Annotated in this window: 10 protein-coding genes; all 10 read left to right on the top strand. The window is 44.0% G+C overall.

Annotated elements, in window-relative coordinates; all coding sequences use genetic code 11:
* Positions 1-139 precede the first annotated feature (139 nt).
* Positions 140-307 (top strand): hypothetical protein, encoded by a 168-nt coding sequence (locus V5804_RS06590; RefSeq protein WP_369590585.1) that lies wholly within the window; start codon positions 140-142, stop codon positions 305-307.
* Positions 308-406: 99 nt separating this feature from the next.
* A complete protein-coding gene (locus V5804_RS06585) occupies positions 407-3235 on the top strand; it encodes a prolyl oligopeptidase family serine peptidase (protein WP_369590584.1) in 2829 nt (942 codons plus the stop codon).
* Positions 3236-3353: 118 nt separating this feature from the next.
* On the top strand, positions 3354-4271 hold the full coding sequence (locus tag V5804_RS06580; protein WP_369590583.1) for a glycosyltransferase: 918 nt from the start codon (positions 3354-3356) through the stop codon (positions 4269-4271).
* A 549-nt stretch (positions 4272-4820) separates the two neighbouring features.
* Positions 4821-7433 (top strand): GH92 family glycosyl hydrolase, encoded by a 2613-nt coding sequence (locus V5804_RS06575; protein ID WP_369590582.1) that lies wholly within the window; start codon positions 4821-4823, stop codon positions 7431-7433.
* Between the two features lie 90 nt (positions 7434-7523).
* On the top strand, positions 7524-9824 hold the full coding sequence (locus V5804_RS06570) for a penicillin-binding protein 1A (RefSeq protein ID WP_369590581.1): 2301 nt from the start codon (positions 7524-7526) through the stop codon (positions 9822-9824).
* Positions 9825-9940: 116 nt separating this feature from the next.
* Positions 9941-13147 carry a tolB protein precursor gene (locus tag V5804_RS06565; protein WP_369590580.1) on the top strand — a complete coding sequence of 1069 codons (3207 nt, stop codon included), beginning with the start codon at positions 9941-9943 and terminating at the stop codon, positions 13145-13147.
* A gap of 748 nt (positions 13148-13895) precedes the next feature.
* On the top strand, positions 13896-14300 hold the full coding sequence (locus tag V5804_RS06560) for an Rrf2 family transcriptional regulator (protein WP_369590579.1): 405 nt from the start codon (positions 13896-13898) through the stop codon (positions 14298-14300).
* A 68-nt stretch (positions 14301-14368) separates the two neighbouring features.
* Positions 14369-15016, top strand: coding sequence for an NAD(P)-dependent oxidoreductase (locus V5804_RS06555; protein ID WP_369590578.1), 648 nt, complete (start codon positions 14369-14371; stop codon positions 15014-15016).
* Between the two features lie 79 nt (positions 15017-15095).
* Positions 15096-16310 (top strand): multidrug effflux MFS transporter, encoded by a 1215-nt coding sequence (locus V5804_RS06550; protein WP_369590577.1) that lies wholly within the window; start codon positions 15096-15098, stop codon positions 16308-16310.
* Positions 16311-16493: 183 nt separating this feature from the next.
* Positions 16494-17297: an MBL fold metallo-hydrolase gene (locus V5804_RS06545; protein ID WP_369590576.1), complete on the top strand. Its 804-nt coding sequence runs from the start codon at positions 16494-16496 to the stop codon at positions 17295-17297.
* Positions 17298-17458 lie beyond the last annotated feature (161 nt).

The raw sequence follows: 17458 nt of genomic DNA, 5'->3' as shown, positions 1-17458 counted from the left end.
CGCTTGGATGGACGGCTTTAAGGGATTGGTTATCAGATATGAAGTCCTATCCAGGAACTGGATGGCGATGCACTGGATGGCATTCTGCGTATTTTTCCTCAGAAGAATTAACAAAAAAATAAAAGTTTAAACAACTTCGATGAATAAACGCTACGCTAATTATTTGAAAGTGCGGAAACAGATAGAAAGCATCAAAAAAAAGACTTCGAGCAAGGCAAAGCGAAAGTTGGGCATATTACAAGGCAAAGTAACCATCATTTTTCATGACGATTTTAAAATGACTGACGAAGAGTTTATTTCTTTATAATTTTTGTAAGACTGCTTAATTGCTTTGTAACTTTTTTATTCCCACACCAATTTTTATTCGATAAAAACAGCATATTTAAGCTTTAACAAAAGTTTATTTATGCAAAGATTACTCCTGCCTCTGCTGTGTTTTTTGTTTGGTGCGGCATCGGCACAAACAACCGCCAAAAAACCTTTAGACCATTCAGTTTACGATGGCTGGCAAAGCATCAGCAACGAACGTATCAGCGATGACGGCAAATGGGTTTTATTTGTGATAAAACCGCAGCAAGGCGATGCCACGCTTGTAATTTCTACTGCTAAAAACAGCAACAAAACCCAGGTTCCGCGGGCAGATACGGCACGCATTACGGCTGATTCCAAATATGCCGCTTTTTTGATCCGTCCGTTTTATGCAGCTACCCGTTTGGCGCGCATCAAAAAGAAAAAGCAGGAAGACTTTCCGAAAGATACGTTGGGGATTATGTCGCTTGGATCAAACCAAATCACCAAAATCCCGGCCGTCCGTTCTTTCAAAATGGACGAAAAAGCTTCAGTACTGGCTTACCTCGCGCCAAGCGATACCTTAAAAAAACCGGCCGTTTCGGATACCACCAAAAAAGCAGTTGCCCAAACCGTTGCGCCGCCAACCCGCGAAGGTGCCGACCTCACCCTGAAACAATTGCTGAACGGCAAACAGCGCACCTTTAAATATGTAACCGATTATCAGTTGGATAAAAACGGAAAGTATTTAGTGTTTGCCACAACGGTTCCGCGGAAAAATAAAGACGCAAAATCAGGTTTGTTTTGGTACGATGTTGAAAAAGATGTGCTAAAAACAGTAAGCAGCGGCCGGGGCAATTACCGCAATTTGGTTTTTGATGAAACCGGAAAACAACTGGCTTTTGCGGCCGAGAAAAACCCGGAAAAGGCGCAGGTGAAACCTTTTAAATTGTATTACTACAACACTTCAAAAGACAGTGCCGAAGTAATTGCAGCGCCAGGATCGGCAGGAATGCCGGCAAAATGGATGGTGAGCGGCGATGGCCGGGTTTATTTCAGCAAAAACGGAAGCCGTTTATTTTTCGGCACTGCGCCTATCCCAAAACCTGCGGATACTACTTTGGTGGAGTTTGAACATGCCAAGCTGGACATTTGGAACTACAAAGACGATTACCTGCAACCGCAGCAATTACACAATTTACAGCGCGAACTGCGCCGCAATTATTTGGCGGTAATTACACCTTCGGAAGCAGAACACAAGTTGGTTCAATTGGCAAATCCCGGTGTTCAGGATGTGATGCTTCCCGAAAACACCGATGCCCGTTTTGCTTTGGGCGTTACCGATACAGGTGCGCGTGCGCAAGCCGTTTGGGCGGGAAACTTGCAGGAAGCGTATCTGATTGATACTAAAACCGGCGAATATAAAAAGATCAACACGCGTTTAAAAGCGCGTTACCAGATTTCGCCTGTCGGGAATTATGTCATCTGGTTTGATTCGGCCAACCAAAACTGGTTTAGCTATGCTGTTTTTACCGGCAAAAAAACAAACTTAACGGCTGCTACCGGAACAAAAATGGGCGAAGAAGACAACGATGTGCCAGACGATCCTTCGCCCTATGGCATTTCCGGCTGGACGGAAGGCGATAAAGATTTGCTGGTTTACGACCGTTACGATATTTGGAAAATTGACCCGGCAAATGGGCAGGCCAGCAATTTAACCAACGGTTTTGGCCGAAAAAACAAGCTCATTTTCCGTTATCCAACACCAAACCGAAGGATGAACGCGGCAGGAAATGAAGAGGAAAAAGCAATCCCAACCAAAAAACCGCTGCTGTTTTTAGTGCAGAACGAAGAAAACAAACAATGGGGAATTTATAAAAAAACCTTTGCCAGTAACAAAACGCCTGAGAAAATATTGATGGTTCCTTACAGTTTCGGTGCTTTGCAAAAAGCCAAAAACAGCGATGCATACATTTACACCAAAGCAAATTACCAGCATTCTCCGGATTTATATGTTTCCACGGATTTGAAAAAAGAAGTAAAACTAAGCGCCATCAATCCGCAGCAAAGCCAATACAACTGGGGAACGGCCGAATTGGTGAGCTGGACAACGCCAAAAGGTTATCCGTCCAAAGGGATTTTGTACAAGCCGGAGAATTTCGACCCGCAAAAGAAGTATCCGATGCTGGTTTATTTTTATGAAAAACTTTCCGAAGGTTTGTACAGCTACGTTCCGCCTGCGCCAACACCTTCGCGCCTGCCAATTTCGTTTTTTGTTAGCAATGGTTATCTGGTTTTTACGCCGGATATCAGTTATGAAAGAGGCCAGCCCGGCGCTTCTGCAGTCGAATTCATCAATTCGGGTGTCGAGAATTTAAAGAAAAACTCTTGGGTTGATGGTGCACACATCGGCATCCAGGGACAAAGCTGGGGCGGTTACCAGGTTGCTTTCCTCATCACGCAAACCAATATGTATGCCGCTGCCTGGGCGGGCGCGCCGGTTGCCAACATGACTTCGGCTTACGGCGGCATTCGTTGGGAAAGCGGCATCACGCGTGAAGGCCAGTACGAAAAAGGGCAAAGCCGCATCGGTTCCAATTTGTGGGACAATACCGATTTGTACATCAAAAACTCGCCTTTGTTCCAGTTGCCGAAAGTGAAAACGCCGGTGGTGATTATGTCGAACGATGCGGATGGTGCCGTTCCCTGGTATCAAGGCATCGAAATGTTTACGGCTTTGCGTCGCCTAAATAAACCGGTTTGGTTGCTGCAATACAATAACGAAGCGCATAATTTGGTGCTGCGCCAAAACCGGAAAGACATTTCCATCCGCGAGCAACAGTTTTTTGACCATTATTTAAAAGGCGCGCCGATGCCGGTTTGGATGGCCAGCGGCGTTCCGGCGGTGGATAAAGGAAAAGACTGGGGATTTGAATTAACCAAGTAACCTTTTTCTCGAATTGAACATATAAACCTGGCAGGAAAAGCAATCCAGCCGGGGTTTTTTGTGTTTGAATTTTACCTTTACACAACCTGTTATTTTCAACATAAAACAGAAACATGATATGAAGCAACAATACGATTTGCTGGTAGTGATTCCGGTTGGGCCAAACTGCAAAATCCCTTTTATTGCAGATACTTTGGACAGCATTATCCATTACTGTTTGTGCCCTTATAAAATCATTTTGATTGATGATTCAAAGAAAGATTTTGGCGCTCAGTTGAAGCAAAATTATCCGGATATTGACGTGATTATTAACCAGCAGCGGTTCGGTTTATTGGGCGGTTTGTACATTACTTTAAGCCATGCTTTTGCTTATGCGCTGGACAATTACCAGTTTAAAGTTTTACTGCGGATGGACACCGATGCGTTGATTACGGGATACAACCCGCAGGCAGAAGCGATTGAAATGTTTGATAAAAATTCTAAAATCGGTATTGCCGGGTTTGTAAAACGTGGAAAAGAACCGCGGGATTTTGCCGGGAACGCGGTCGAAAATTACTGGCCGATGCACCAAATCACCACTTACGCGCTGACCTGGCGTTTCTTATCCAAACCAAAAGCAAACCTGGCGTTGCGCAGATTGGTGATTAAAGCTTTGTTGAACGGTTATGCCATGGGCGAAAATGTTTTTGGCGGTGCTTACATGGTGAGCGAACTTTTTTTGCAAAAGCTGCACGAAGCCAATATGCTGCCGGATTACGGCATTCAAAAGATTTATTTGGAAGAAGACCATATTTTTGGCTTATTGACCAAAGCCATCGGTTTTGAGTTGGGCGATCTGGAAAGCGGCAATTTACCCTTCGGCGTTTCCTGGAGAAGTTTGCCAACTTCACCGGAGGAATTGTACAAACGGGGAAAAAAGATCATCCATTCCACCAAAATTTATAAAGATTTGAACGAGGCCGATATACGCCAATTTTTTAGGGATAAAAGAAGCATCAGGGCTGATGATGCATTTTTTAAAGAAATAAAAGAATAAACAGACACTGATTTTTACCCGATAAAAGAAGCATTGTAATTTTTAAAAAAAACGTAAAAGCTGACAATGGAATTTCCCAAAAAATAAAAAGAATAAGCGGCCATTGATTTTATACCGATAAAAGAAGCATTGTAATTATTTTTTGAAAGAAGCAGAAAAGCTAACGGTGCATTTTCCCAAAAAATAAAAGAATAAGCGGACACTGATTTTATGCCGGTAAAAGAAGCATTGCATTTTTTTTGATTTTCGTTTTTTGGCTAAAGCCTCATACCTGTTTTTTATTATCCCCGGCCTGAAGGTCGGGGCAATGAAACCCTTATATTTTCACCAGATGTTTTTTTGCAATTGCCTGGTTTTTTTTCATTGCCCCGGCCTTTAAGCCGGGGAAACAAAGCTGTGAAGTTGGCTTTAGCCAAAACCTTTTAAACCGGATTTTCTAATGGCAGAAACGAAAATTGGATAATTACCGTTATTTGCACAACCAAAAATCTATTTACAAAATTTTAATTTTTCACACGCGTTCTTCTTCCTGTTCACACCATAACATCAATGAATTCCATCAAACATAAACTGCTCTTTTTACCGCTCATTTTTATGCTGCTAAACGAAGCATCGGCACAAAGAAAAGTGGATTATACCCGATTGGTTGACCCTTTTATCGGCACCGGCGGCCATGGCCACACGTATCCCGGCGCGGTTGTGCCTTTCGGAATGGTGCAGTTAAGTCCGGATACACGGCTGGAAGGCTGGGACGGCAGTTCCGGTTATTACTATACGGATTCGCTGGTTTACGGCTTCTCGCATACTCATTTGAGCGGAACCGGAGTTGCCGATTATTGCGATGTGCTGTTTATGCCAACTACCGGAAAACCACAGTTAAACAACAAAGATTACCGCTCCGCTTTTCAGAAAAAAAACGAAGATGCTGCTCCCGGTTATTACACCACCACCTTAGATAAATACAACATTACAGTAGAGCTGACCGCAACCACACGCGTTGGCGTGCACCGTTACAGTTTTCCATCCACAAAAGAAGCAAATATCATCATTGATTTGCAGCACCGCGATTCGGTTTTGGATTCCTGGATTGAAGTGGTCAATGATCACGAAATACGTGGTTTTCGCCGCTCGTCTTCTTGGGCAAAAGACCAGTCGGTTTACTTTTACGCCAAGTTTTCCAAGCCTTTTAAAACTTATGGTATCGCCCAAAACGACCAGATCAAAGAAGGCGAAAAAAAGCTGCAAGGCAAGAACATCAAAATGTTTGTGCAATTTGATAACCCCGGCGAAGTGATTGCCAAAGTTGGTATTTCTTCCGTCAGTGCCGATGGCGCTTTAAAAAATTTGGATGCCGAAGTGCCCGATTTCGACTTTAAAAAAGTAATGCGTGCGGCAAAAGATACCTGGCAAAAGGAGCTTGCCAAAATTCAGGTAGAAGGCGGCGCGCCGGTGATGGCTCCGGTTCAGCAAAACAACATGGGTTTTGGCGGTTTTGCAGGAAGGCCGCAACCAAGGACCCGGACATCAGATTACGCCCGCATCAAACAAACGATTTTTTACACGGCATTGTACCATTGCATGCTGGTGCCTAATATTTACAACGATGTTGACGGGCAGTACCGAGGTTTAGACCAGCAGATCCACAAAGCAGAAGGCTTTAACTATTACACCGTTTTTTCTTTGTGGGACACGTACCGCGCCGAGCATCCATTACTTCTTTTAATTGATAAAAAACGCACGCTGGATTTTATCAAAAGTTTTATGGCGATGAACGAGCAAAGTGGATTGCTGCCCGTTTGGCCGCTTGCTTCTAATGAAACTTTTTGTATGATCGGTAACCATTCCATCCCGGTTATCGTGGATGCTTACGCAAAAGGTTTGCGCGGTTTTGATGCCGAAAAAGCTTTTAAAATGATGAAAGATGCCGTCAACCGAAACCAGTTTGGCTTGGATTCGTACCGGAAAAACGGTTTGGTTTTGGCGGAAGATGAAAACGAATCGGTTTCCAAAACTTTGGAATATGCTTACGACGACTGGTGCATCGCCCAGATGGCTAAAATGTTAAAGCAAGACCAGGATTATGCCGAATATATCCAGCGCGCCCAAAACTGGAAGAATGTTTACAACAATCAAACCGGATTTGTGCAAACGCGTAGCAACGGCGGTTGGCTTTCGCCTTTTAAACCTTCGGATGTGGACAATAACTTCACCGAAGGCAATGCCTGGCAGTTTTCGTTTTTTATGCCGCAGGATGTGAACGGTTTAACCACGATGCTGGGCGGAAAAGAAAATTTGGAAAACAAACTGGATGCTTTGTTCTCTGCCAGTCCGGAAATGACGGGCAGAAGCTTGCCAGACATTACCGGGACAATTGGCCAATACGTTCACGGAAACGAGCCGAGCCACCACATCGCTTACTTGTACAATTTTACCGACGACCCTTACAAAACGCAATATTACCTCAACAAAATTATGAACACGTTGTACAAAGCTGCACCGGATGGCTTGGCCGGCAACGAAGATTGCGGACAGATGAGTGCCTGGTACGTAATGAACGCTTTGGGTTTGTACAACATCGCGCCCGGCCAAAACAACTTTCAGATTGGGATGCCAGTTTTTGATAAAGCAACGATCAACCTCGAAAACGGGAAAAAGTTTATCATCAATTCTTCCGGAAACGCAACCAACAGTTTTTATTTGCAGGGGATGCAACTCAACGGAAAGCCTTACAACAAGCTGTTTTTACCGTATGAAAGTTTGGCCAACGGCGGCAACTGGGATGTTTTTATCGGCAGGTTGCCCAACAAACTGTACATGGCGGATTTGGAAAAACCAGTTTCGGCCATCACCGACCATTTGATTACGGTGAACCCTTATCTCGTTGCGCCTTCCAAAACTTTTTCCAAACCGATTACCGTTTCGGCAGCTTCGGCACGAGACAGCGTGAAAATTTATTATACTTTGGATGGCAGTACACCGACTTTGCAATCCAAGGAATATGTTGGCCCGATCAATATCAGCAACACCACAACCATCAAAATTGTGGCCGCTAAAAACAGTATCCTGAGCAAAGTGGTAAGCGGGACTTTTACCAAAGTTGCAGCAGATGTGAAGGCTGGTTTACCGGCAAAAACCTCGGCAACCGAACAAAAGCTAAAGTAATCAGTATAAATATCGCTACAGAATTTTGCACAAGCTGGTAATATGGCTTAATTGCTTACGTTTGTACACCTCGAAACACTTCGTTTATTTATGTTTTTAAGCTTAAAAAATCCGGTTTTACGATACTTCGTTTACCTGGTATATTTTATCATCATCCTGTTTTGTGCCGTCGAGCTGAACTTTTTGTGGCTGTTCGGCCATTCGCCAAACACGGGGGATATTAAAAACCCAACTTTGTCTATCGCTTCTGATGTTTATACGGCCGATGGAAAACTGATCGGGCGGTATTACAAGGAAAACCGTTCGCCGGTGGATTTTAACAAGATTTCGCCCAACCTTATCCATGCTTTGGTTGCTACCGAGGATACGCGTTTTTACCAGCACCACGGCGTGGATTTTTATGGATTGTTCAGCAGCATGGTTTCTACGGCAACCGGCGACCGGCGCGGCGCAAGTACGATTACGCAGCAGTTGGCCAAGAATTTGTTCCAAACGCGGAAAAAGAAATACCAGGGGCCGATTTCGCATGTTCCGGTTTTGCGCACCATTGCTTACAAATTTAAAGAATGGCTCACGGCGTTTAAGATCGAGCGCAGCTACAGCAAAAACCAAATCCTCACTTTGTATTTCAACACCGTTCCGTTCGGCAACAATTCTTTCGGCATAAAAACAGCATCGCTTAAATATTTTAATAAGAACCCCGACCAGGTTAATCCTGCCGAAGCCGCTACTTTGATTGGTATGTTGAAAGCGACTTCTACCTACAATCCCATCAAAAACCCGGAAAAATCTAAGGAACGGCGGAATGTGGTTTTGTCGCAGATGGAGAAATACGGCTACATCACCAAAGCGGATTATACCAATTACAGCACCAGCCCAATTACGCTGGATTTGAGTTATGTGGAGAACGAAGCGCAGGGCGATTCGTACATCCGTACTGCCGTGGACAAATGGCTGGAAAAATGGTGCGATGACAACGATTACGATTTGTATGCTGATGGTTTAAAAATTTATACCACGATTGATTCCCGATTGCAAGGCTACGCCGAAGAAGCCGTTGCCGATAAAATGAAAGCTTTACAAAAACGTTTTCAAGGTGTTTGGGGGAAAGAAAACCCGTGGCGAACGTTGGATGGCAAAGAAATCCTGGATTTTCCGCAACGTGCCGTGCAGCGTTTGCCAATCTATAATCTGCTCGAAAAAAAGTACAAAAACAACCAGGATTCGGTGGATGCTTATTTTAACCGTAAAAAACGGATGCAGGTTTTTACTTGGAAAGGCGATCAGGACACTACTTTTTCGACTTACGATTCCATCAAATATTATGCGCGATTGTTGAACACCGGCATGATGACGATCGAACCATCCACCGGAAAAATCAAGGTTTGGGTGGGCGGCATCAACCACCAATACTTTAAATACGACCACGTAAACCAAGCCAAACGCCAGGCTGGTTCTACTTTTAAACCTTTTGCTTATTGCGCTGCGCTGGATAACGGAATGACGCCTTGCGATAAGTTTACCGATAAACCGGTTTCCATCAAATACATCAATAACGAAGGAAAACCGGATGTTTGGGAACCTAAAAATGCCACTTTTAGTTTTTCATACCAGGAAATGAGCTTGCGCTGGGCAATGGGAAAATCCGTTAATTCCATTACAGCACAGGTTACCGAAAAAGTAGGTTGGGACAAAGTGGTAGAATATGCGCACAAATGCGGCATCGAAAGCCATTTAGAGTCCGTTCCTTCCGTTTCTTTGGGTTCCAACGATGTTTCTGTTTATGAAATGGTACGTGCTTACAGTACTTTTTTGAACAAAGGAAACCGCATTGACCCGATCCTCGTTTCAAAAATAACCGATAATAAAGGCAATGTTGTAGCAGAATTTAAACCGAAAACGACTTCTGTTTTAAGCGAAGAAACCGCTTGGCTGATGTTGTACATGTTCCGCGGCGGGATGGAAGAACCAGGCGGAACGTCTCAGGCTTTGTGGGAATACCCGGATTTGTGGAAAGGCGGCAACAACCAGATCGGCGGCAAAACGGGCACGTCTTCCGGCTACGCCGATGGCTGGTACATGGGCATCACCAAAGATTTGGTTACCGGGATTTGGGTGGGTGCCGATGAACGCAGCGTCCATTTTAAAACTTCGCAAACTGGCGAAGGCTCGCGCACGGCTCTGCCTATTTTTGGCGAATTTATGGAAAAGGTTTACGACGACCCGAAATCCGGTTATACCCGTGGCCCGTTCCCGAAACCCTGGAGCAAGATCAGCAAAGAATACAACTGCCCAACGCCGAGGATTAAGGTGGACACCACACGCACAGACAGTATTGCCGCGCCAATTGCAGATACCACTTCGGTTACCGAGCCGGCCATCAATCCATAATATTTTTCTACAAATTGAACTTGAGGTTTAATAATTGGTCTAAATCTGCGTTATCCTAACCGAGGCAAAAAATATACCCATAAAAGAAGCATTTAATTTTATCCAGGTTGGTCAATATGGAAAAACCAAAACTTACCCGCTACCCATTTAAAAAGTTGTTTTGTACACTGTGCTGCATTTTCGGCATACTGTTTTTACTGCCTAAAAATTCGGATGCCCAATACTTCGGGCAAAATAAAGTCCGCTACAAAAACCTCAAATTTAAGGTTTATAAAACCCCGCATTTTGAAATTTATTATTACCTGAAAAACGACAGCGTGATCAAACGTTTTGCCCAGGAAAGCGAACTTTGGTACACCATCCATCAACAGGTTTTTCAGGATACTTTCCGAAAAGCCAACCCGATTATTTTATATGCCGATCATCCTGATTTTGAACAAACTACTGCGATACAAGGCGAAATTGGCGTAGGCACAGGCGGCGTAACTGAAGGCTTAAAAAACCGTGTGGTGATGCCGCTCATGGAAACCAGCCAGACCACGCGCCACGTGATCGGCCACGAACTGGTTCACGCATTTCAATACCATACGCTGCTCGACAACAACCGGGCGCAAGGCGATGTAAGCAGTATCAATAATTTGCCGTTGTGGATGATCGAAGGGATGGCGGAATATCTTTCGCTGGGCAAAAAAGATGCTTATACGGCCATGTGGATGCGCGATGCCTACCTCAACAAAGACATCCCAACTTTGAAAGATTTAACCACCAGCAGCAAATACTTTCCGTACCGTTATGGCGAGGCTTTTTGGTCGTTCGTTGGGTCAACTTACGGCGATTCGGTGATTGTGCCTTTTTTCAAAAACACGGCGCATTTTGGTTTGGAATATGGCATCCGCAGAACATTTGGTTACGATGAAAAAACGCTTTCCAGCTTATGGAAAAACTCCATTGAAGCCACCTACAAACCGTATTTAAAAGACACGCTGCAAGTTCCGGTTGGGATGAAAGTGATTGACGATAAAAACAGCGGGAAAATGAATGTGGCGCCGGCGATCAGTCCCGATGGAAAATACATCGCTTTCCTTTCCGAAAAAAACCTGTTCAGTATTGATCTTTATTTGGCCGATGCGAAAACCGGAAGGATTTTACGAAAGCTAACGAGCAAGGTCTCGAACACGCACATTGATGAATTTAACTTCATCGAATCGGCCGGAACCTGGTCGCCCGATAGCAAACGTTTTGCTTTCAGCGTTTTTAACGAAGGCCGGAATAAATTAGTGATTGTTGATGCAAACAGCGGCCGTGTGATGGAAGAATCTTCCATGAAAAAAGCCAAGCAGTTTAGTAATTTAAGCTGGTCGCCAAACGGCAATGACATTGTTTTTAATGCTTTGGCCGAAGGGCAAAGCGATTTGTACCTGTACAATATTTCCACAAAAACAGTAACACAGATCACCAACGATAAATACACCGATTACCAGCCCAGCTTTTCCCACGATGGCAAAAAGATTGTTTTTACCAGCGACCGCACCACTTACGACCAATCTTTAGCGCAAACCATTCCGTTTAATTTGGCGGTTTATGACCTCGCTACAAAAACAACCACAGATATTACCATTTTTAACGGAGCCAACAATTTAAACCCGGCTTTTTCTGCGGACGACAAGTCCATCTACTTTTTAAGCAACCGCGATGGTTTCCGCAATATGTACCGCTACAATTTAAGCAGTGCAACTACCGAGCAAATGACGAATTTGTTTACCGGTATTTCCGGCATCACCGAGTTCTCCCCTGCTTTGAGTTTATCGGCCAACAACGATGTGGTTTACTCGTACTACCGCGCCCAGAAGTACACCATTTACAATGCAAAAGTTACTGATTTTAAACCTGTTGCCGTAGAAAACCAAGCTATTAATTTTGATGCTGCCTTGTTGCCGCCGCCAAAATCGGTTGGCGTTGATTTAATCAATACCAACTTGAACAATTTTCTGGCCTATCAAAAAATCCCGACAGATTCGATCCATAATATCCCTTTTAAACCACAATTTAAACTGGATTATTTGGCCAGCAGCGGCGTTGGTGCAGGCGTGAGCCGTTATGGTGCCGGTTTGGCCAGCGGAATCCAGGGTTTGTTTAGCGATATCATTGGCCGAAACCAAATTTATGCAGGTGCTGCGGTAAATGGCCAGATTTATGATTTTGGTGCGCAACTGGCCTACATCAACCAGCAAGGCCGTTGGAATTTTGGCGTTAGTGCTTCGCATATCCCTTTTCAATATGCCACTTATCAGGAAGGCATCACCAACATCAGCCAAAATAACAAACCTGTTAGCGTTTACGAGTCTCGTTACGATATCACGCGCACTTTCCAAGATGCGTTGCAGGTTTTTACTTCTTACCCTTTTTCTAAAGTTACCCGTATTGAGTTTGGTACAGGTGCTTCCCAGTATTATTACCGGGTGGATCGCTACAGCACGTATTACAACTATGTAACCACCAATAACAATCTTCAGATCACCAACGGTTTGTATTCTGAACACGAGAAAATTTCGCGTGCGCAGTACTTTAGCGAAACCGGTTACGATTTGATGCCTTTTTCGCTTTTCCAGTTAAATACGGCTTTGGTTGGCGATAATTCTTATTTCGGGGTTGCCTCGCCTTTGGAAGGTTACCGTTACCGGATTGGGATTGAAGGCAACGTGGGCAGCTATAAATTTTTGGCGCCAACAATAGATCTGCGGAAATATGTGCGCACCAAACCCGTAACTTTTGCCGGCCGCATTTATGGCTACGGCCGTATTGGCGATAACAGCCAGGCACTTTTCCCGCTGTTTATTGGCTATCCATATTTGATCAGGGGTTACGAAGCCAACAGTTTTTACAACAACAATGCACGCAACAAAGGCAATTTCACGATTGACCAGTTGCAGGGAAGCCGTACAGCCGTGGCCAATTTTGAAGTCCGTTTGCCTTTTACCGGGCCGGAAAAACTGTCGCAGATCAAATCCAAATTCCTCTTTACCGAACTAAATTTTTTCTTTGATGCCGGTTTGGCTTGGAATGCCGGCGATAAAATCGCTTTCAAAAAAGAACCGGATGCCAACCAATATTTAACAGATGCCAGCGGAAACCCGGTTTACAGCCGCTTTGGCCAATTGGTTTATCCAAGCGGTTATAACCGTGTTCCGGCTTTCTCCACCGGTATTTCTTTGCGGATAAACCTGTTTGGCGCCTTTGTTTTGGAACCTTACCTGGCCATTCCTTTTCAACGGACGGACGTGCAGAAACCCGTATTGGGCTTAACTTTTGCGCCGGGCTGGTAATGCTTCTTTTATCGGCATAAAAAAAGTGGTCAAGTTTTAAATTTCTAAATTTAGAGCCTGTTTAAACTTTGAAGTTGTTTAAATTTATTTTTGGATGCTTCTTTTATCGGGTAAAAATTAAGGTCATCCCCCTTGCCCCCTTCAAAGGGGGAAAAGGGCCAGGGCGCACATCTTTCTTTCTCAAAATTTCTAAACTTTAGAAAGGTAGGCGACAGGCTTCCCCCTTTGAAGGGGGTTAGGGGGATGAATTGGTTTCATTTGATTGGTTTCTATCCTTTCTTCTTATAAAAAGTTTAAACAACTTCTTTGTTCAACTTATTTTATATGCTTCTTTTACCACATAAAAATTGTTATTTGTTTGTGCTTTTTTGTACCAAATAAAGAATTTATAGGCATAAAAGAAGTACTATAATTTTTAAGATAGAAATTTAAACACGCTCAAATACTTACACCAAGTTTTAGTAATCCTCCATCTGGCCAAATTCTTGATTTTAAACATCTCCACTTAAACCATGGACCTGTTTAAACTTATTCTTTTGTACTTTACATCATGCTTCTTTTACCGACTAAAAATTGGTACGTGAATCAACCTAAAAAAATCAAAAACCAATTGCCCGCCAATTTTTAGGCGATAAAAGAAGCATCGAAAAATAAATGAACAAAATTTAAACAGGCTAATCGTAAAAATTAAAGTTTGCTGTTTCAAAATAATTACCTACTTTTGTACTGTAATAAAAATTAATACAGTTTGAACAACATAGAATTTGCTACTGCTATCCATATTTTAACCTTACTGGCCATTACCGGAGAGTATTTATCTTCTCCTTATATTGCCGGCAGCATCAACATAAATCCGGCTATGGTACGCAAATCGTTGAGTGTGCTTCGCACCCACGGATTTGTAGAAACAAGGGAAGGTAAAGGCGGTGGTGCTGCACTTGCAAAGCCTGCCGACCGGATTTTGCTTTCAGATGTTTATCGGGCAATAAATGATGCCGCTTTGCTGGGCAAGTTGAACAAACCTAATCCCGATTGCAAGGTTGGCAGGCAAATCAATAACCACCTGATTGAATTATACAAACAGGCCGATCATGCATTGGTGAATAAACTGAGCATGACAACGCTGGCTGATTTTTGTAAAGAGTTTAAATAATTTTTTTTAACCCATACTGTAACAATTTAAATTACAGTACATTTAATAATCACTAAATAAATAAAAAGATGAAAGTAGCATTAATTGGAGCAACAGGCTTCGTAGGAAAGGCAGTATTAAATGAGTTACTGCACAAAGGCCATCAGGTAACAGCTATTGTCCGTAATCCTGAAAGTTTGAAGCCTCAGCATGGCTTAACCATCGTTAATGGCGATGCAACCGATGTTTCGGTGCTTGCCGATGCGTTAAAGGGTCAGGAAGCTGTAATCAGTACATTCAATGCCGGCTGGGCGAACCCAAACCTTTACTTGGATTTTTTGAACGGTTCGAAAGCAATACAGGAGGGCGTGAAGAAATCTGGTGTTAAACGCCTGCTGGTTGTTGGCGGTGCGGGAAGCTTATTTATTGATGGCAAACAGTTGGTAGATGCACCAGCGTTTCCGGCAGAATATAAAGCCGGTGCAACAGCCGCGCGCGACTATTTGAATGAGCTAAAAAAAGAATCCGGGTTAGATTGGGTGTTCCTGAGCCCTGCTGTTGAAATGCACCCAGGTACATCCGGCGTTCGCAAGGGTACTTACCGCACTGGTACGGAAAACCCGGTGTTTGATGAAGCTGGCAGAAGCGTAATTTCAGTTGAAGATCTTGCTGTGGCCATTGTTGATGAAATAGAACAGCCTAAATTCAGCCGCCAGCGTTTTACAGCAGCTTATTGATCGAACGCAAAATGGTTGGCATGACCTGTCGAAAATGAGGAGCCGGTCAATTAATTGCATAAAGAAAAATTTATTTCACATGACCAAAAACCGTTATTACACGTTAATCCTGGTACTGGGTGCTTTAACGGCGCTGGCTCCTTTTTCTATAGATATGTACCTGCCCGGGTTTCCGGCAATTGCCAAAAGCTTTGGCGTCAGTACAGGCAAAGTAACTTTAAGCCTCTCCAGTTTTTTCTTAGGCATAGCTTTAGGGCAAGTGTTGTACGGGCCATTACTCGACAGGTTTGGCCGCAAGAAGCCGCTTTACGCTGGGCTGTTTTTATACCTTGCGGCTACTGCAGGCTGCTATTATGCACCATCTATTGAAGCCCTGATCGCATTACGTTTTGTGCAGGCTATCGGTAGCTGTGCTGCGGGAGTCGTTTCCATGACCATGGTTCGCGACTTGTTCCCGGTAGCAAACAATGTTAAAGTATTTTCACTGCTACTGCTAGTATTGGGTGCGTCGCCTCTGGTTGCGCCTACTATAGGCGGATTTATCTCCTCAGCGTTTGGGTGGCAGGCCATTTTTATTACGCTATTTGTGTTAGCGCTAATTATTTTGATAGCATCATATGCTTTGCTCCCGGAACCGCAACAGCCAAAGGCCGCTCATCCGCTCAATATAAAATCTATTCTGTCCGGGTATGGGCAGGTGCTTAAAAAACCTCAGTTTCTTACCTATTCCGTTGGTGGCGGCATTGCCTCTTCTGGGATGTTTGCTTATATCGCTGCTTCACCAACTATCTTTATGGTAGGCTATGGCATATCAAACCGGACGTATGGATGTGTATTCGCCATAATAACCTTGGGTTTTGTGTGCTTGAGCCAACTGAACAGGTTTTTCTCGAAATACTACAGTCCGGCGCAAATCGTTTTCGGCGCCATTTCGGTTATGGTATTGATGAGTATCATACTGTTTAATGGATTAAACCAAAAATGGTTTGGAATCGTCGGGACAGCGGTAATACTTTTTATATTTCTTGGTTGTGTGGGTATAATCAATCCCAATGCTGCTGCATTATCCATGGAGCCGTTTGAAAAGAACACAAGCTATGCTGCCTCTCTGTTTGGATTGATCCAATGGGGAATAGCAGGCATAACGGCTGTTATTGTCAGCTTGTTCAAAAACAGCACCGCAATACCTTTAGCCGGGATAATGGCAGCAACAGCTATCCTGGCGCTGCTCATTACATACTTTGGCAGTAAAGCCATCCAACAACAACTTGTATTGTACAAAGAAGTTGTTTAAACTTTTTTTCTGACCCCTACTTTTTTTGGGTTGATGCTTCTTTTACCCTATAAAAATTGGTGGTTCCATCGGCCTAAACAAATCAAAACAAATTGCCCACCAATTTTTAGGCGATAAAAGAAGCATGGTGTAAAGCACAAAAGAATAAGTTTAAACAAGTTCAAAATTAATTAAACAACAAATATGAAAAAGACATTGCTAAGATTGCGCCGTTTAGGTTGGGCAGGCGTTGAAATAGAGTATGATAACCAAACGTTGCTGATTGATTATATCCAAGATACTTCGCCGCTTGTCCCCTTGCGGGGGCCAAATGAACCTTTCCCGCAGTCATCACAGCCAGGCGCAGCAGCAGGGGCACTTTTAACTCATCTCCATGCAGATCATGCCGATCCGGGCGCGATAGCTCAGGCATTACGTAAAGGCGCTCCGGTATTTCGCCCAGTGGCCGCAACCGGGGTTCAAGCAGACCTAGAGTTGACCAGCCACGCAGAAACACAATTTGCCAAGTATGATCTTGCAACTGAAATTGTTGGAGAGTGGGAAGAGCGCAGCGTAGGCCCGTTCCGCGTGTTTTCGGTACCGGCAGTGGACGGATTTGGAGACCGGCAGATCAGTTGGGTAGTTGAATGCGGTGGACGTCGGATCATTCACGCAGGCGACACGATGTTCCATGGTTTTTGGTGGCGAATCGTCAATAAGTTTGGCCCTTTTGATGTAGCATTCCTGCCTGTCAACGGCCCCGTGGTCGAGTTTTCTTTCCTACAGCCGCCAAGCCCGCTGGAAGCGGTAATGGCACCCGAGGAAGCGGCAGTTGCGGCGCATATCCTACAGACAAAATCGGTGGTGCCAATCCATTATCACTCACTCCACAAGCCGCCAATCTATATAGAAACGCCGCATGCCACCGAACGCTTGAGCAATAAGTTGAGCGGTTTAGGCATTGAAGCGAAGATTTTGGAGCCGGGTGAGTGGTTCGAACTGGACTAATTTATTACTGTGGAGATTCCGGCAGTATTGACTAGAATATTCCACCGGGGATGGCGATCAACAATATGGTAAAAGGAGGCGTATGCTCCTTAAAATAGCATTGATGAATTATTCCAGCCTGGTTTATATCCATTGGTTTTATAGTTAGCACCCTAAATATC

It is taken from the genome of Mucilaginibacter sp. (genome assembly GCF_041088075.1).
In the GTDB taxonomy this organism is placed as follows: domain Bacteria; phylum Bacteroidota; class Bacteroidia; order Sphingobacteriales; family Sphingobacteriaceae; genus Mucilaginibacter_A.
The sequence above is the reverse complement of the archived record's forward strand: the minus strand, read 5'-3'. Positions and strand labels throughout refer to the sequence as shown.

Excerpts from the sequence above, each read along its gene's own strand:
- V5804_RS06555 (WP_369590578.1), top strand. The coding sequence starts at position 14,369 with ATGAAAGTAGCATTAATTGGAGCAACAGGCTTCGTAGGAAAGGCAGTA.
- V5804_RS06550 (WP_369590577.1), top strand. The coding sequence starts at position 15,096 with ATGACCAAAAACCGTTATTACACGTTAATCCTGGTACTGGGTGCTTTA.
- V5804_RS06570 (WP_369590581.1), top strand. The coding sequence starts at position 7,524 with ATGTTTTTAAGCTTAAAAAATCCGGTTTTACGATACTTCGTTTACCTG.
- V5804_RS06575 (WP_369590582.1), top strand. The coding sequence starts at position 4,821 with ATGAATTCCATCAAACATAAACTGCTCTTTTTACCGCTCATTTTTATG.
- V5804_RS06565 (WP_369590580.1), top strand. The coding sequence starts at position 9,941 with ATGGAAAAACCAAAACTTACCCGCTACCCATTTAAAAAGTTGTTTTGT.
- V5804_RS06590 (WP_369590585.1), top strand. The coding sequence starts at position 140 with ATGAATAAACGCTACGCTAATTATTTGAAAGTGCGGAAACAGATAGAA.
- V5804_RS06545 (WP_369590576.1), top strand. The coding sequence starts at position 16,494 with ATGAAAAAGACATTGCTAAGATTGCGCCGTTTAGGTTGGGCAGGCGTT.
- V5804_RS06580 (WP_369590583.1), top strand. The coding sequence starts at position 3,354 with ATGAAGCAACAATACGATTTGCTGGTAGTGATTCCGGTTGGGCCAAAC.
- V5804_RS06585 (WP_369590584.1), top strand. The coding sequence starts at position 407 with ATGCAAAGATTACTCCTGCCTCTGCTGTGTTTTTTGTTTGGTGCGGCA.